Genomic DNA, 17,109 nt, shown 5'->3' on the forward strand with positions numbered 1-17,109 from the left:
TCCCCCGCGTACCCCAGACCCGAGAAAGGCCCGACATGTCCGACCTGCTGCGCGCCCCCGCCGAGATCAAGTACGCCGAGGAGCTGGACTGGCTGGAATCGGTGGACGACGGCCCCAAGCCGTTCTCCTGGCGCCTGTCGCCGAAGATGGTCCGCCTGTTCATCCTGGGCTCCGAGCGCGCCGACGGCCTCGACCGGGAGATCGGCCAGAAGTGGTTCGGCGACCGCAGTTTCGTCGAACGCTCCATCGTCACCCTCGCCTCCGACCGCGGCCTGCTGCTGATCGGCGACCCGGGCACCGGCAAGTCCTGGCTGGCCGAGCTGCTCTCCGCCGCCATCAGCCGCAACTCCACGCTGGTGGTGCAGGGCACGGCCGGCACCACCGAGGACCACATCAAGTACTCCTGGAACGTCTCCATGGTGATCGCCAAGGGCCAGTCACGGGAGTCGATGATCCCTTCGCCGATCATGACCGCGATGGAGACCGGCACCATCGGCCGCTTCGAGGAGCTCACCCGGTCCACCAGCGACGTCCAGGACGCGCTGATCTCCATTCTCTCCGAGAAGTACGTCTCCGTCCCCGAGCTGGAGAGCGGCGGCGACGGCGACGGCGACAACATCGTCTTCGCCAAGCCCGGGTTCTCCGTCATCGCCACCGCCAACAGCCGCGACCGGGGCGTCAACGACCTATCGTCCGCGCTCAAGCGCCGCTTCAACTTCGTCCGCATCCCCGTGGTGACGAACAAGAAGAGCGAGGCGGAGATCGTCCGCTTCCGCACCGAGGAGCTGCTGCGCCGTCACAGCATCGAGCTGGACGTGCCGCCCACGCTGCTGGACGTGCTCCTCCAGAGCTTCGCCGACCTGCGCGCCTCCGCCGCCGCGGCGGGCAGCGACGACGAGAAGCTGGAGTCCGCGCTCTCCAGCGCCGAGCAGATCGGGGTGCTGGAGGACGCGATCCTGCACAGCAACTTCTTCGGGGAGCGGGAGCTCACCGCCCGTGCCCTCGCCTCCTCGCTGGTCGGATCGCTGGTCCGGCGGGAGCCGGAGGACCTGGCCATCCTCAACAAGTACCTGCACGGAGTCGTGGAGCCGCGCGGCAAGGAGGAGGGCGGCGCCTGGCCCGAATTCCTGGAGGGCGGCCGGGACGCGATCGCCACCCTGTCGTGACGGGCGCGAGCGACATGACCGAGGTGACCGGAGCGAGGGAGGGGAACACCGTGCCGGAGACGGTCGCGGGGCAGGCGGTCGCGGGGCGGGCGGTCGCGGGGCAGCGGCGGGACACCGGATTCGAAGCGCTGCGCGGTCAGTTGCGGGAGGCGGCGGCGTCCTTCGCGGACGGGCCGGACGCGCTGGAGGGCATCCTCCTCGGACTGGTGGACGACGTGGACCGCGCGGTGCGCGAGCCGTTGGAGATCTTCCCGGTCTGCCACCACTCGCCCGCCTCGGCGACCGCGATGGCGCGGCGGCTGCGGGAGAAGCGGCCCAAGGTCGTCTACCTGGAGCTCTGCGAGGACATGGCGCCGCTTCTCACCGAGCTCCGCAACTGCCGGCTCCCGGTGGCGGTGCAGGCGTTCGCGAGCGAGGCCCAGGGCTTCCCCGCCGCGTGGGCGCCGCTCTCGCTGGTCGCGCCGATCACCGAGGCGTCCGCCGAGTACCAGGCCATCGCCTACGCCCTGGACACCCCGGGTGTCGAGCTGGTCCTCGTCGACCGGTCCTCGGACCACGTCTTCCAGTGGCAGACGCGCGACGAGCAGACCGACGGCGAAGGACCCGACCCCGCCGCCGTCCCCGCAGCGGCCCCCGCAGCCGCCCCCGCCGCCGAGGAGGAGGCCGGGCTGCACGGCGACGCGGTCGGCGTGGAGATCGGCGACCTGCGCCCCCGCTTCGCCGAACTCGAGGAGCATCTGCTGCACCACGGCCGGGTGCGGCACTGGTCGGAGTGGTGGCACCAGTACGTCGAACTGCCGCTCGGCGACAGCGACCACGACACGTACCGGCAGGTCATGCTGTTGATCGGCAGCCTGTTCCGGAGGCTGGCCCCCGAGGACGCGGGACGCACGCGGGTGGACGAGGACCGCGAGCGGTACATGTGGACCCGGATGCGGGAACACCTGGCCGCGACCGGCACCGATCCGGCCGACTGCCTCTACGTCTGCGGCGCGTTCCACGCGGTCAGCCGGGTCGCCGAGTTCGGGGTGGCGGGCGCCGACGGCTTCGAGATCACTCCGCCGAGCGACAGCGTCTGGAGTTACGGCCTCATCCCGTCCAGCCACACCGCCATCGAGGCGCAGTTCGGCCTCGCCCCCGGATCGGTGTCGATCGCCGCGACCCAGTGGACGAAGAACCTCAAGCGCACCCGGGTGAAGCCCTTCCGGCTCGCGGGCCAGGACGGTGCGAAGAAGTCCGTGCGCACGGCGGCGAAGACACCGGCACCCGCCGGGGCACCGGGCACCGCCCCCGACCGGCTCTCCGGATTCCTGCGGCTGCCGCCCGTACCCGACGGTCTGGACGAGGCCGAACTCCTCGGCTGGTCCGTGGAGATCGTGCGCGCCGCCCGCCGCAACGGCTACCTCGCCTCCACCGCCGACGCCATCGCCGTCTTCGAGACCTCGATCCTGCTGGCCGGGATGCGCGACCGCGCCCGACCCACCCCGTACGACTTCCAGGACGCGGCCGTCACCTGCATCGAGAAGGACGCCGTCCCCGGGCGCCGGGACGTGCGCCGGCTCGTGGAGATCATGATGGGCGGCGACCGGATCGGCCGGGTCGGCTACGACTCGCTGCCGCCGCTCGCCCGAGACGTCCACGACCGGCTCGCCCCGCTGGGGCTCGACCTCCAGCAGCGCGGAGTGCGCCGGGCCCTGCTCGACATCAGCTCCCGCCCGGAGCTGGAGCGCTGCTCGGACGTGCTGTGGATGCTGCGCCGGCTGATGCCCGAGGGCACCGCCCGGCCGATCATGGGGGAGCGGCGGCTCGGCGAGCGTTCCCTCCAGGAGTCCTGGGACCTCGCCCTCGGCACCAACCAGCGCGCCCTGATCGAGCTGGGGTACGAGGGCGTCAGCATCGAGCAGGTCCTGGAGCAGCGGCTGAGGCGGGACGCGTACGCCCCGCGGGCGACCACCGCGACCGTGCTCCGGGCGGTTGAGGACGCCACGCTGCACCTGCGCGGCGGACGCCTCGCCGCCGAACTCGGCGCCCGCGCCCTGGAGGTGCTGACCACCGAGCGCGGCGTGGACGGCGCCCCCGAGGTGCTGCTCCGGGTGCGCCGGCTGCTGGCGTACTACCGCACCGCCGAACCGGTGCTGCCGCCGTGGATCGAGTCCTTCGTCAAGGCCGGGTACGCGCACTACTGCACCCTGCTGCCCACCGCCTTCCACGACGAGGACGCCACCGGCCGCCAGGTCGCCGCCACGCTCGGCTTCCTCTTCTCCATGGAGGGGCTGGCGCTCTCGCTCGGCTGCGACCGGACGCAGCTGGAGCTGGCCCTCGCCCAGTCGCACCCGGAGGAGCCCTCCCGGGTGGCGCTGCTCTGGGCGGCCCAGGTGCACCTGGGGCAGCTCTCCCGGGAGGAACTGCGCGTGCGGTGCGACGGGCTGCTGGCCAACCCCCTGGTGGTGCCCGCCTATCCGCGCTACCTCAGCGGGCTCCTGCACGCCCTGGAGCCGGTGCCGCACCTCGCCGACTTCGTCGTGGAAGCCGTGTCGAACGCCTTCGCGCGCCTGCCGGACCGGGTGCTGCTGCCCTGGCTGCCGACGCTCATCACCACCCTGCGCGCCGAGGGAGCCGACCTCGCCCCGCTGCTGATCCGGGAGGCCGGACGGATCTTCCCCGGCCGGCTCGACGCGCTGGACACCTTCGTGCCGCCCTGGCGCGAGCCCGCCCCGGACGCGGCGGCCCCCCGGGGCCCCGGAACCGGTACCGGAGCGCGTACGGGCGTCGCCCTGCTCGCCGCGTACCCCGCGACCTGCGACGCGGTGGCCGCACTGCTGGGCTGCGACGGTACGTGGACGGTGGCGGACTCCGCTCCGGCGGGTGCCGCGCTCCTCGCCCGGCATCCGGAGCCGGGCGAGGCACTGGAGGCGCTGCTGGCCGGAGCGTGACACCGAGCGGAAGCGGCCCGCGGCCTCTCCGGGGGCGCGGGCCGTTTCCGTGCGCCGTCGGGCCCGGCCCCGGATGCGGGCCGGTTCTGGGTGCCGTTTCGGTCCCGGGTGCCGTTCAGTCCTCCTGGACGTGGACCACGGGCTCGTGGGTGACCGGGAAGTTCACCGAGCGGGCGATGAAACAGAGCGCCGGGACGTCGCCGTGCAGCGCGCGGGCCTTCGCCTGGACGTCGTAGGTGTGCGTAGTCGTCATGGCCAGAGAGTTGGAGGCAGTCGGCGGCCCCGCGAAGCCTGTGCCGCCGTGGCGCCGCTCCACCGTGCCAGGACGGGAGGAAGCGCGCCGTACCGCGCAGCTCATTGCGGCAACATGAATATTTTTCCGGGAGGTTGACGAAAAAATTCGGGCCTCCTCATGCTGGGGCCCATGCACTCCCACAGAGGCCCCCTCGCACAGCTGAGGCGGGGCCACGAAGAGCGCGTGCTCGGCCTGCTGCGCCGGCACGGCCAGTTGAGCCGCGCCGAGCTCGGGCGGCTCTCGGGACTCTCGCGCACCACGCTGTACGACATCGTGGCGACCCTGGTCGCGGGCGGGGCCGTGGTTCCCGGCGCGGCCGACCCCGGGCCGCGCAAACGCGGCCGTCCCGTCGAGCACCTGACCCTCGACCCGGCGGCCGGGCAGGCGCTCGGCATCGACTTCGCGCGCCGCTCGGTCCATGTGGCCGCCGCCAACGTCGCGCACGAGATGATCGGTTCGGCCAGTCTCCCGCACCCGCCGGACCTCTCCTGGGAGGGCCGCGTCGACCTCGCCGAGAAGCTGGTCGCCTCGCTGGCCGACGGCGCTCTGCGTCTCTCCGCCCTCGGCGCCACCGGGGCGGTCGGGGTGGGCGTCGTCGGGCCGGTGCGCCGTACGGAGACCGAGGACGCGCGGGCGGCGGAAGGCCCCCGGGTCACCCGGCCGGGCGGGGGCCACGGTGGCACGCTCACCGACCTCGTGGAGCTGCTGACCAACCGCTTCGGCGCCCCCGTCCTCATCGACAACAACACCCGCCTCGCCGCCCTCGCCGAAGCCACCTGGGGCGCCGCCGCCGGCAGCCGCGACGTGCTCTACCTGCGGCTCTCGCACGGCGTCGGCGGCGGCCTGGTCGTCAACGGCGCCCTGCACCGGGGGGTCGACGGGCTGGCCGGCGAACTCGGCCACATCACCGCCGACCCGGCGGGCGGCCCCTGCGAATGCGGCGGCACCGGCTGCCTGGAGACCGTCGCCTCCGTCGGGGCCGTACTCGCCGCGTACCGCGAACAGGGCGGCGGGGCCCGGGACTTCGCCGCGTTCCTGGCCGCGCTCGAAAACGGGGACGCGGTCGCCGAGGGGGTGCTGCGCAGGGCCGGGACTTTCGTCGGGACCGTCCTCGCCTCGGTCGTGGGCGCCCTCGGCCCCAGCACGATCGTGCTCGGCGGTGAACTCGCCCAGGCCGGCGGGGCGCTGCTCGGACCGGTCGCCGAGGCGCTCGACGCCCACGTCCTGCCACTCGCCCGGGACCGCGTGACGCTCTGCCCCGCCGCACTCGGCGAAGCGGGCGGCGCGCACGGCGGCGTCGCCCTGGCCCTGCACGAATCGCCGCTGCTCGCCCGCTACCCGGGCCCGGCACTCCCCGAGGACGACGACGTATGACATCCCCCTTCCAGCCCCTCGTCAAGGACACCCGCGCCCCCGAGGACCTCGCCCCCGGGGAACCCGGCGCCCCCGCACCCGCCCCGCCCGGCGACCGCGCGGCCCGCACCGGCAGGCGCGGCGGGCGGTCCTTCCTCTCCTCGCTCGGGCTCAACCTGATCGCACTCGCCGTGGGCCTCGGCGCCTGGGCGCTGCTCGACCCGCTCGGGTTCGACACCGTGCCGGGCCCCGGCGCGGTCGCCTCCCGGGCGGGCGAGCTGATCGCCGACGGCACCCTCGCCGACGACGCCCTCGCCAGCGTGCGCCGGGTGCTGACCGGCTTCGCGCTGGGCACCCTGGCCGCCGTACCGGTCGGGTTCCTCATGGGCTGGTACCCGGTGGCCCGGGGGCTGCTGGAACCGTACGTCCAGTTCTTCCGTACCGTCCCCCCGCTGGCCCTGATCCCGCTCACCATCGTGCTGATGGGCATCGGCGAGACCCCCAAGATCTTCGTCATCTTCCTCGCCGCCTTCCTCTCCAGCGTGGTCGCCGCCTTCCAGGGGGTCGTCGGGGTCGACCGCACCCTGATCGACGCGGCGCGGGTGCTGGGCGCGAAGGACGGGACGATCTTCCTGAAGGTCGTCGTACCGGCGTCCGCGCCGTTCATCCTGGTCGGCATGCGGATCGGTCTCGGCTCCGCCTGGGGAACCCTGGTCGCCGCCGAACTCATCGCCGCCCCCGAGGGCCTGGGATTCCGCATGCAGCAGGCCCAGCTCTACTACGACCTCCCCACCATCTTCGTCGGGCTGATCTCCATCGGCGTGCTCGGCCTCCTGATGGACCGCCTGCTCCTCGTCGCCGAACGACGCCTCACCCACTGGCAGGAAACCCGATGAACGCCAAGATCTCCTTCCGCGGGGTCTCCCGGACCTACCCCGTCAAGAACACGGTCTTCACCGCGCTCGACGACGTCTCCCTGGACATCGGCGACGAGGAGTTCGTCACCGTCGTCGGCCCCTCCGGCTGCGGCAAGAGCACCCTGCTGAACCTGGCCGCCGGACTCGCCGAACCCACCTCCGGCACCGTCCTGGTCGACGGGAAGCCGGTCACCGGACCCGGCCCCGAACGCGGCGTGATCTTCCAGCAGTACGCCCTGTTCCCCTGGCTCACCGTGCGCGGCAACGTCGAGTTCGGGCTCAGGCTCGCCTCCGTACCGGCGGCCGAACGCAGGCTCCGCGCCCAGCGGGCCATCGAACTCGTCGGCCTCGGCGACTTCGCGGACGCCCTGCCCAAGACGCTCTCCGGCGGCATGAAGCAGCGCTGCGCCATCGCCCGCGCCTACGCCGTCGACCCTCAGGTGCTGTTGATGGACGAGCCGTTCGGCGCACTGGACGCGCTGACCCGGGTGCAGCTGCAGGACCAGCTGCTGGACACCTGGAGCCGCGACCGGCGGACCGTCCTCTTCATCACGCACGACGTCGACGAGGCCGTCTACCTCGCCGGACGCGTCATCGTGATGGCCGCCCGGCCGGGCCGCGTCCACCGGGTCATCGACGTCGGCCTCCCCTACCCGCGCACCGAAGCGGTCCGGCTCTCACCGGAGTTCGCCGGCATCCGCAACGCCGTCTGGCAGGCCGTCTACCACCAGCCCCCGGCGCCCGCAGCCGTCTGACCCGTCCGCGCGGGCCCCGTTTTTCTCTCCCGTACCACCCACACCCACCGAAGGATCACTCCGCCATGCGTCTCTCCCAGCGCGCCCTCACAGCCGCGGCCACCGTGTCCGTCCTGGCACTCTCCGTCACCGGCTGCTCCGGGGACGACGGCGACTCCGCCGGTGGCGGCAGCGCCAAGGTGCGGTTCGGCTACATCAGCGACTACAACGGCGCCAGCCTGCTCGCCATCGCCGACCAGCAGGGCCTGTGGAAGAAGGAGGGGCTCTCGCCCCAGTACAGCGTCTTCACCAACGGCCCGCTCCAGATCCAGGCGCTCGGCGGCGGCTCCCTCGACTTCGGCTACATAGGTCCCGGCGCGATGTGGCTGCCCGCCACCGGCAAGGCCAAGGTCGTCGCCGTGAACACCCTCGCCTACGCGGACCGGGTCATCGCCCAGCCCGGCATCGAGACCATCCAGGACCTCAAGGGCAAGAAGGTCGGCGTCCCCGCCGGCACCTCCGGCGAGATGGTCCTCAACCTGGCGCTCCAGAAGGCCGGGATGAAGCCCTCCGACATCCAGAAGGTCCCGATGGACCCGGCCACCGTGGTCTCCGCCTTCGTCTCCGGGCAGATCGACGGTGCCGGCCTCTGGTACCCGCTCATCGACTCCATCAAGGCGAAGAAGCCCGGCCTCAACGAGGTCGGCTCCACCAAGGACTTCTCCGGCCAGGCGTTCCCCACCGCGTTCGTCTCGGGCACCACGACCGACAAGGGCCTCACCATCAAGGTCGTCAAGGTCCTCCAGCAGGCCAACGACTACCGGGCGGCCCACCCCGAGGAGGCGATCGACGCCGCCGCGAAGCTGCTGAAGGTCGACCGTGCCAAGGTCGCCGCCGACGCCGCGAACGTGCAGACGATGACCACCGCCGACCTGGTGGCGAAGACCGGTGACGGCACCGTCGCCTCCTGGCTGGACGGCCTCGGCGCGTTCTTCGTGGGCACCGGCCAGCTCAAGACCGTGCCGAAGGCGGACACGTACTACGACGGCGACCTCTACACGAAGGCGTACGCCAAGTGAACCTGCTGTTCCTCATGACCGACCAGCACCGGGTGGACACCCTCGGCGCTTACGGCAACCCGCACGTCAGGACCCCGAACCTGGACCGGCTCGCCGCCACCGGCACCCGCTTCGACCGGTTCTACACCCCGACCGCCATCTGCACCCCCGCCCGCGCCAGCCTGCTCACCGGCCAGGCCCCCTTCCGCCACCGGCTGCTCGCCAACCACGAGCGGAACGTCGGCTACCTGGAGGACCTCCGGGAGGACGTCTTCACCTTCCCGGCCGCCCTGAAGGAGCGCGACTACCAGCTCGGCCTGATCGGCAAGTGGCACGGCGGCACCCACCGCAACGCGGCCTCCTACGGGTTCGACGGCCCCGACCTGCCCGGCTGGCACAACCCCGTCGACCACCCCGACTACCTCGCCTACCTGGAGGAGCGGGGCCTGCCCCCGTACCGCATCACCGACCACATCCGGGGCACGGCACCGGCCGGCAACCCCGGGAACCTGCTGGCCGCGCGGCTGCACCAGCCGGTGGAGGCGACCTTCGAGCACTACCTCGCCACCCGCGCCATCGAGCAGCTGGAGAAGTACGCCGCCGACGGGCGGCCCTTCTTCCTCGCCACCCACTTCTTCGGCCCGCACCTGCCCTATCTGCTGCCCGACTCCTACTTCGACCTCTACGACCCCGAACTCGTCGAGCTGCCCGCGTCGATCGCGGAAACCTTCGAGAACAAGCCTCCGGTACAGGCCAACTACAGCGCGCACTGGGCCTTCGACACCATGCCGCTGGAGGTCAGCCGCAAACTCATCGCCGTCTACTGGGGTTACGTCACCCTCATCGACGAGCAGATCGGGCGCATCCTGACCCGCCTGGACGAACTCGGCCTCCAGGACGCCACCTCGGTGTTCTTCACCGCCGACCACGGCGAGTTCACCGGCGCCCACCGGCTGCACGACAAGGGCCCGGCGATGTACGAGGACATCTACCGCATCCCCGGGATCGTGCGCGTCCCCGGCGAGGCGCCGCAGGTCCGCGACGAGCTCGTCAGCCTCACCGACTGCACCGCGACCCTGCTCGACCTGGCGGGCGCCGACCCGTCCCCGGCGGTGGACAGCCGCTCCCTCCTCCCGCTGGTGCGCGGCGAACACCCCGACTGGGCGCCGGAGCTGGTGGCCGAGTTCCACGGCCACCACTTCCCGTACCCGCAGCGGATGATCCGCGACGACCGCTACAAGCTGGTCGTCAACCCGGAGTCCGTGAACGAGCTGTACGACCTTCTCGACGACCCCGACGAGCTCGACAACCGGTACGGGAACCCCGAGCTGGCGGGCGTACGCGACCGGCTGATGCGGCGGCTCCACACGCTGCTGCGCGACCGCGGCGACAACTTCTACCACTGGATGACGTCGATGTACGACATCGGTGGCTCGGACGTCGACGTGACCCTCAGCTCCTTCGAACCGGACGGCACGGCCCCGACGACCACGGCCCCGACGACCACGGAGACCCGATGAGACGCACGCGTACCCCCGCACGCGCACGGCGGCTGCCCCGCTGGGCGGCCCCGGCCGCCGCGCTGATCTGCCTGCTCGGCCCGGCCACGGCCCCCTCGTACGGGGCGGAGGCCCAGGAGCACCACCCGGCCCACAGCGCCTCGGCCCCGGCCGCCGCCCCCGCCACGTACACCAACCCGGTCACCGCCGGGACCGTCGACACCTTCCCCGACCCCACGATGATCCGGGGCAAGGACGGCTACTGGTACGCGTACGGCACCCAGAACCCGGTCTTCCAGTCCAAGGGCGAGGACGGCGAGCGCATCCTGCCGATCCTGCGCTCCCCGGACATGGTGACGTGGAGTTACGCGGGCGAGGTCTTCACCCCGGAGACCCGGCCCGCCTGGCTCCAGGGCTCCCGGCTCTGGGCACCGGACATCCACTACGCCTTCGGGCAGTACTACCTCTACTACTCCGTCCCCGGACGCGGCACCGTCGGCCTGGTCACCGGCCCGACGCCGACCGGCCCGTGGACCGACAAGGGCGCGGTGCTGCCCACGCCCAGCGGCTGCCCGACCGGCAGCATCGACCAGGCGCAGTTCACCGACACCGACGGAACCCCCTACCTCTACTGGGGGAGTTACGACACCCTCTGCGTCGCGAGGATGAACGGCGACCGCACCCGCGTCGAGGGCGCGGTCACCCAGGTCGCGCGCGGCCGACGGGTCGAGGGCGGGTTCGTCGTCCACCGCGACGGGTTCTACTACCTCTTCTACTCGGACGCGGGCTGCTGCGACGGCGCGTACAGCGGCTACCAGGTGAAGGTGGGCCGCTCGACAAGCCCCACCGGCCCCTTCACCGACGACGAGGGCACCGACCTGATGGCCCTCGGCAGCAAGGGCGGCGTCGTCGTCGGCGCCAACGGCGACCGATGGATCGGCCCCGGCCACAACGCCATCCAGACCGACCTGTCCGGCCAGGACTGGCTCGTCTACCACGGCATCCCCGCCGAGTCGCCCGACCTCGCCCCGGCCTCCGGCGGCACCCTCAAGCTCTCCCGGCGCCCGATGCTGATCGACCGCCTCGACTGGATCGACGGCTGGCCCGTCGTCCGCGCCGGTACGGGCCCCTCGGACACCCCGACCGCCGCGCCCGTCACCACCTGGGCCGCGGGCGGCACCTTCGAGACCGGGCTGACCGGCTGGCGCACCCAGGGCGCGACCCCGGCCGGCTGGACCACCGCCACCGGGACCGACGGCCACGGCTACGTCCGCCACACTCCCGCCGCAGGCTCCACCGCCCCCGGCTACCTGGTGTCCACCGGCACCGCCCCCGCCGCCGTACGCGCCGAGGCCGACCTCCGGGTCACCGCCGCCACAGGCGCCGCGGGCCTCACCCTCGCCCACACCGACGCCGACAACCGGGTCGCCGTCTGGCTGGACCGGGCGAAGAACGCCCTGGTCACCGAGGTACGGATCAAGGGCGTCGACCAGGGCGAGCAGATCGGCGCCCTGCCCGCAGGGTTCTCCTGGGACACCTGGCACACCGTCTCCGCCGAGATCCGGGGCACCCGCCTCACCGTGGAGGTCACCGGCGACCGGCTCCGCGACCCGGTGGGCGAGCAGACCCGCACCCTGCCCACCGCCGCCGTCCACGCCGGAGCGGTCTCCGCCGCGGCCAAGGGCGCCGGAGCCGAGGCCGACAACGTCGGCGCCACCGCGCTGTACACCCCCGTCACGCAGCGGGCCCCCGTCGCCCGGCCCGGAGCCCTGCTCCCCGCCTACAGCGACGAGTTCGACACCACGACCCTCCCCGGCACCACGACCGGCTCCGCCTGGAGCTGGGTACGCGGCCCTGCCACCGGCACCTCCATGGTGGCCGGCGCGCTCTCCTGGCCCACCTCCGACACCGAGCTGTACCTCGGTGACAACACCGCCCCGGTCCTGCTGCGCCCCGCACCCACGGGCGACTACACGGTGGAGACCGAACTCCACTTCACCCCCACCACCAACGCCCAGCAGGCGGGACTGGTGCTCTACGAGAACGACGACCGCTGGTTCAAGCTCACCCACTCGGTGCTGCCGCTCAACAACGGCAACGGGGCCATGCTCCATGTGACCGAGTTCGGCAAGGAGGGCGAGCGGCCCACCACCACCCCGCCGACCGCCGTCGCCAACGCCCCGATGTTCGGCGGCCCGACCGCCGACACCCTCTGGCTGCGGCTCACCCACCACCTCGACACCGCGAACCAGGAGCACGAGGTCCGCGCCTCCTCCAGCCGCGACGGCGTGCACTGGACGCTCAGCGGGGTGTGGACCCTGCCGGTCAAGGGCGATCTGAAGATCGGCCTGATCTCCGACAACCACGTGGGCGCGGTCGCCGGCTTCGACTACGTACGGACGTACGGGCCCGCCGCGACGACCCTGGTGCCGGCGACGCCGGGGGCGTCCGAGCCCGGGACGTCCGAGCCCGCGCACGGGAAGCCGTCGCACGGGAAGCCGTCGCACGGGAAGGCCGGGGCGAAGAAGTAGGCACGGAGGAGCAGGCACGAAGAAGCGCCCGCACACATCCGGTGTGCGGGCGCTTCGCCGTACTGAGCGGGGGCCGTCAGGCCAGGGCGACGAACTGGGTCTCGACGACGGCGGGAGGTACGGCGAGGTCCTTCGGGGCCGGAGCCCCGTCGGAGGCCGTGGTGGTGAAGAGGACGACGGTCGACCCCCGGCGCATCACGGCGACCTTCTCCGGGGTGTCCGTCCCGTCCGCTTCTCCGACGCGCCGGGTGATGCCGAAACCCATCGCCTGGTCGGCGCCCTGGGGCGCCAGTTCACGGGCCGCGGCCGTCACGCGGTGCTCCGTGCCGGAGACCTTGAGCGTGAAGCCGCCGGTGCAGGCGTCGGCCGCGTCGGAGAGGGCGGTCAGGGCGGCGGTGGCCTTCTCCTCGTCCTGGTAGACGGTGAGGGTGACGGTGGTGGTCAGGCCGTCGCCGGTGACCCGGCGGAAGACGGTGTCCTCGGGGGAGCCGAGGGCGGTGCCGGCGACCGCGCGGGCCAGCGGCCCGCACGGCTTGTCCGCCGCGACGTCCTTGGGCCGGGGGGCCTGGGCGCCGGTCGGGGTGGTGACGGTCGCCCCGGGGATGCTGCCGGTCTTCAGGGCCTTCGCGGTGAGACCGGCGGCGTCGGTGGGGGCGGGGCTGGCGGCGCCCTGGCGCTGCAGGCCGCCCCCACCCCCGCTGCTGCTGCCGCTGACCGAACATCCCGCCGCGAGGACCAGGGCCGCGGCCGACACCGCGCAGACGGTGAACCGGCGTGCCGCCGTGCCGTATGCGTACCGCTTCATCGTGTCGTCCTTCTCCGTACGGTCCTGATCCTCGGGCGGGGTGATCATCAGCCCATCGCCATCTTGTTCTCCCAGCCACCGCTGATGACGGTGATGGGGGTGCCGCCCCAGGTGGCCGTGGCCTTGTAGAAGCGGCCCGTACCGTCCGCCATGATCGCCCAGATGTCGGGAATGCCGTCCCCGGTGACGTCCGGGGTACCGGTCATCAGCGGGACGTTCGCCAGGCTCCAGCCGGTACCGAACTCGGCGTCCACACCGGTCGCGGAGTTCACGGCGTTGGCGAGCGAGGTCAGGCTGGTGCCGCCCGCCGGGTCCGCCTTGCCGATGCGCAGCAGCAGCCGGTCACTGGTGAAGGTGCGGTAGACCAGGTCGGCGACGCCGTCGCCGTTGTAGTCGCCGACGTTGACCAGATCCCGGTCGGTCCAGGCGGACGCGGACAGCCGGGTCGCGGTCTGGAAGGTGCCGCCGGTGTAGCCGGAGAAGACCCACAGGGTGTCGCCGGAGGTCGCGAAGAGCTCCGGGCGCCTGTCGCCGGTGATGTCGCCGGTCGCCAGGATCTGGGTGAACGTCGACGGGTCGGGGGCGTTCGACGGCAGCCACACCTCGGTGCGCTGCTCGACGTCGACGCTGCCGTAACCGTCACCCCGGTAGATCCAGAGCTTCCCGTCCCCGGTCCGGGCGACCAGGTCCTGGATGCCGTCGCCGGGCAGGAAGTCGCCGTTGTGGGTGATCAATGAGGGCTTGCCGGCCGGGTCCAGCCAGTAGGTGCCCCCGTCCGAGACGCCGTCCTCGTCGAGGTCGGCCTCCAGGCTGATCCCGTCACGGTGCGCGGCCTGGAGCGAGACGTGGATGTCACCGGTGGGGGTGGCCGGGTAGAGGCGCAGGTCACCGGTGGCGTCGAGCAGGTAGAGGTCGGCGACCCCGTCCCCGGTCACGTCGCCCGCCTTGTCCGCCGCATCGCGGGGGGTGACGTAGAAGAGGTACTGCGTCGCGGTGGACGAGGTGTTGCCCGAGGCGTCGGCCGCCTTGGCGTAGAGGACGTTGGGACCGGCCGACAGCGGCGGGATGGCCACCGTGACCGAGCCCCCGGCGGCGACGGTCGCCGTGGTCTTGCTGAGGCTGGTCGAGTTCACCGAGTACAGGTACTTCACGGTGTCGGTCGAACCGGCGGCGCTGAAGGTGAACTTGCCCGTGGTACCGAACTTGGCCTTGCTCCAGTTGGTGCCGCTGCCGTCGTCCTCCGGGTAGTCCGTGGAGGTGATGTCCGGCGAGTTCGGCGCCGAGGAGTCGTACACGAAGCCGCAGTCGACGGTGCCCGCCGGGCCGTAGGTGGACGCGGCCCCCGAGGAGTCGATCGCCCTCACCCGCCAGAAGTAGGTCTTGCCGTTGGCGAGCGCGCTGGCCGTGCCGTCCGCGCCGTCGATGACCACGCTGGCCGCGCCGCTCGAGTCGACCGTCCGGTTCCCGTCGTAGACCTTGGTGGTGCTGCCGGACTGCCAGAGCTCGAAGTCCAGGTACTTCAGGTCGCCGTCCGGGTCGGAGGACTTGGCGGCCAGTGTCACGTCGCTGAGCCCGACCGACGGGTAGGGGCTGCTGGTGTCGCAACCTGTACCCGGGGAGATGTCGAGACTGGTGGGCTCGGCCGGCTTGCGGTTGTAGGTGATCACGATCTTCGGGGCGGACTCGCCCTCGGCCTTGAACTTCTTCCAGGAGTACGAGGAGTCCTCGGTGCTCGCCTGGAGGCCGATGGTGAAGTTGGTCCAGCCGCCGTCCGCCGCGTCCTGCGCGACCGACTTGCCGTCGTAGACCACGTACGCGTCCGGGCAGGAGGAACTCCAGCCGTTGGCGAACGACTTCCTGCCGATCTCCGCCGACTTCGACGGCGGGTTGTTCCAGGTCGTGGACGAGGAGATGCCGCCGGTGCGCCAGACCTGCATCTCGCGGGCCGAGCAGGACCAGCTGTACGTCTCGTAGAACCTCAGGTCGGCCTTGGTGACCGTGGCGCCCTTGATGCTGGACGTCCAGGCGAGCCGGAAGTAGGACCGGGAGAGGCCGCCGGTGGTCGACTCGTAGCCGACGCGCGCCTCGGTGGTGCCGGTGTTGTAGTTGGCGCCGTCGTAGAAGCTGGACGTCGGGTACTTCTTGTACGTCGTCGTCCAGTTCTTCGTCTTGCCGGTGATCGACGGGTCGATGAAGACCGGGAACACCGTCTTCGCGCTGGTCAGCAGCTCCTTGTCCGGAGTGATGGCCAGGGTGGCGTCGGCAGTGCCGCCGCCCGTGAGAGCGGCGGTGCCCACCGCGCTGTGCGCCCCGATCTGCGGACCGGCGAGCCCGGGCAGGCTGAGCACGTCCGTCGTGCCGGCGGAGCGGAAGGAAGCGCGCGAGGCGGTCGCGCCCGAGCGGGCGGAACCGTAGGACGACTGGTCGGCGGTGCCCGCCGACGGCTCGTCACCGGGCGCGGGCTCGGCGGCCGGCGAGGGCGCCGTGGTGGCCGCGGAATCGCCCTCCGGAGCGGCGGTGTCGTCGCTCTCCGGGGCGTCCGGATCGGCCGGGGCGTCCGTGGACTCGGTGCCGGGCTCCTCCGAATACGACGGCGACGGGTCCACCCCGGGCTCGGGAGCCTCGGGGGCGTCGGGGTCCTCGCCCTCCGTCAGGGCCGGGCGGCCCGCGGAGTCCCACAGGAACGGGGTCGGCGAGACCGCGATCTCCGCACCGGACGCGTCCTGCGCGGTGACCGCGTGGGTCACCGCGTCCAGGTGGAAGGAGAGGTCCGGGGAGCTGAGACGGTACGAGAGGTCCGTGCCGGCCAGCGCCTTCGCGGCCTCGGCGTCGTGCACGACCAGGACGTGGGTGAAGCCGCTGTCCCGGGCCGTCAGCAGCAGGTCGACACCGTCGAACACCTCGGGGTAGAGGGCGGTGTCGCCGTCGATCCGGGGCGCGGGCAGCTCGCCCGGCCAGCTCATCGTGATCTCGTGGCCGCCCGAGGTGAGGGTGACGAGGTCCTGGTAGGCGGGGGCGTCCTCGGTCGCGGCGGGCACGGCGTGGGTGCCGCCGGCCGCTCCGGTCACCGCGTGGGTGAAGGAGGCGCGCGACACGGTGAACGACGCCTGCCGCGCCCCGGACGTGCCCTTCTTCTTCCCCGCCGTACTCGCGCCGCCCCCGGCGGAGAACACCACCGGGTCGGAAGCCGCCTTGGGCTCCCAGCCCCGGTCCGTACGGGCCAGGGTGGCGTCCAGCGCCTTCCAGACGCCGTCGACCTTCGCGCGCACCGGAGCGCCGTGCGCGGTGAGTTCGAAGCTGCCGTCCGGCAGCGCGAACGTCGTCGAGGTGGCGTCGCGCAGGGACGCCACCTCCACGCGCTTGCCGGTGCGGACGGCCTGCTTCTGCGCGCCGTTCTCGTCGAGCGGCGCGGTGGCGGGTGTGACCGGTGCGGCGGACTGCCGTACCGGGTGATCGGGGGCGGGCCCGAGCATGGCGAAACCGAGGCCGGCGGCGACGAGTGCCGCCACTCCCGCCGCGGTGCGCCGGACGGTTGCCCGGCTGGGACGACGACGTTCCACGGTGCTGGATTCCCTCCCCCAAAACGGCGCGCGTCAACTCCGGAGTACAGGTCCGGACGGCTGTCCAGCCGTATTCACCCGGACCGTTCCGGAAAGCGCACGCCGTCACGTTTTCGGTAAACCCCGCTCCTTGTCGGCTCTGTCCGATGAACGGAGTCGTTCCGAGGGGTGGGGCGAGTGAGAAGCATGCCGGAAGGAGCACGAGGCATCCACAGACGTGATTGTTCGGTGGGCGTCACGGTGCGTTCACGCCCGGAT

Annotated in this window: 11 protein-coding genes; 8 read left to right on the forward strand and 3 right to left on the reverse strand. The window is 72.3% G+C overall.

What is annotated here, in order from left to right:
- Nucleotides 1–35 precede the first annotated feature (35 nt).
- Nucleotides 36–1,166, forward strand: coding sequence for an AAA family ATPase (locus ACFZAX_RS20400; RefSeq protein WP_390963212.1), 1,131 nt, complete (start codon nt 36–38; stop codon nt 1,164–1,166).
- Nucleotides 1,163–4,099, forward strand: a complete 2,937-nt coding sequence (locus tag ACFZAX_RS20405) for a hypothetical protein (protein ID WP_390963213.1) — start codon at nt 1,163–1,165, stop codon at nt 4,097–4,099. The genes ACFZAX_RS20400 and ACFZAX_RS20405 overlap by 4 nt, the downstream gene beginning before the upstream one ends.
- A gap of 115 nt (nt 4,100–4,214) precedes the next feature.
- Here ACFZAX_RS20405 and ACFZAX_RS20410 read toward each other — a convergent pair whose 3' ends face one another.
- The gene (locus ACFZAX_RS20410; RefSeq protein ID WP_390963214.1) at nt 4,215–4,352 is read right to left on the reverse strand and encodes a hypothetical protein; all 138 of its coding nucleotides are present in this window, start codon (nt 4,350–4,352) and stop codon (nt 4,215–4,217) included.
- A 159-nt stretch (nt 4,353–4,511) separates the two neighbouring features.
- Between ACFZAX_RS20410 and ACFZAX_RS20415 the strand changes: the two genes are divergently transcribed.
- The 6 genes from ACFZAX_RS20415 to ACFZAX_RS20440 all read left to right on the forward strand — a co-directional run bounded on the left by ACFZAX_RS20415 (nt 4,512) and on the right by ACFZAX_RS20440 (nt 12,486).
- Nucleotides 4,512–5,768 carry an ROK family protein gene (locus ACFZAX_RS20415; RefSeq protein WP_390963215.1) on the forward strand — a complete coding sequence of 419 codons (1,257 nt, stop codon included), beginning with the start codon at nt 4,512–4,514 and terminating at the stop codon, nt 5,766–5,768.
- The gene (locus tag ACFZAX_RS20420; protein ID WP_390963216.1) at nt 5,765–6,643 is read left to right on the forward strand and encodes an ABC transporter permease subunit; all 879 of its coding nucleotides are present in this window, start codon (nt 5,765–5,767) and stop codon (nt 6,641–6,643) included. Before ACFZAX_RS20415 ends, ACFZAX_RS20420 begins: the two co-directional genes overlap by 4 nt.
- Nucleotides 6,640–7,419 carry an ATP-binding cassette domain-containing protein gene (locus tag ACFZAX_RS20425; RefSeq protein WP_390963217.1) on the forward strand — a complete coding sequence of 260 codons (780 nt, stop codon included), beginning with the start codon at nt 6,640–6,642 and terminating at the stop codon, nt 7,417–7,419. Before ACFZAX_RS20420 ends, ACFZAX_RS20425 begins: the two co-directional genes overlap by 4 nt.
- Nucleotides 7,420–7,484: 65 nt before the next feature.
- Nucleotides 7,485–8,477: an aliphatic sulfonate ABC transporter substrate-binding protein gene (locus tag ACFZAX_RS20430; RefSeq protein ID WP_390963218.1), complete on the forward strand. Its 993-nt coding sequence runs from the start codon at nt 7,485–7,487 to the stop codon at nt 8,475–8,477.
- Nucleotides 8,474–9,976: a sulfatase-like hydrolase/transferase gene (locus ACFZAX_RS20435; RefSeq protein ID WP_390963219.1), complete on the forward strand. Its 1,503-nt coding sequence runs from the start codon at nt 8,474–8,476 to the stop codon at nt 9,974–9,976. The genes ACFZAX_RS20430 and ACFZAX_RS20435 overlap by 4 nt, the downstream gene beginning before the upstream one ends.
- Entirely contained in the window at nt 9,973–12,486 is a 2,514-nt protein-coding gene (locus ACFZAX_RS20440; protein ID WP_390963220.1) for a family 43 glycosylhydrolase, read from the forward strand. The genes ACFZAX_RS20435 and ACFZAX_RS20440 overlap by 4 nt, the downstream gene beginning before the upstream one ends.
- Before the next feature lie 76 nt (nt 12,487–12,562).
- Here the strand turns inward: ACFZAX_RS20440 and ACFZAX_RS20445 are convergent, their stop codons facing one another.
- Nucleotides 12,563–13,339 (reverse strand): hypothetical protein, encoded by a 777-nt coding sequence (locus tag ACFZAX_RS20445; protein ID WP_390963221.1) that lies wholly within the window; start codon nt 13,337–13,339, stop codon nt 12,563–12,565.
- Nucleotides 13,339–16,851 carry an FG-GAP-like repeat-containing protein gene (locus ACFZAX_RS20450; protein ID WP_390963223.1) on the reverse strand — a complete coding sequence of 1,171 codons (3,513 nt, stop codon included), beginning with the start codon at nt 16,849–16,851 and terminating at the stop codon, nt 13,339–13,341. Before ACFZAX_RS20450 ends, ACFZAX_RS20445 begins: the two co-directional genes overlap by 1 nt.
- Between the last annotated feature and the right edge of the window lie 258 nt (nt 16,852–17,109).

The organism is Streptomyces sp. NPDC008125, assembly GCF_042957125.1.
GTDB lineage: Bacteria > Actinomycetota > Actinomycetes > Streptomycetales > Streptomycetaceae > Streptomyces.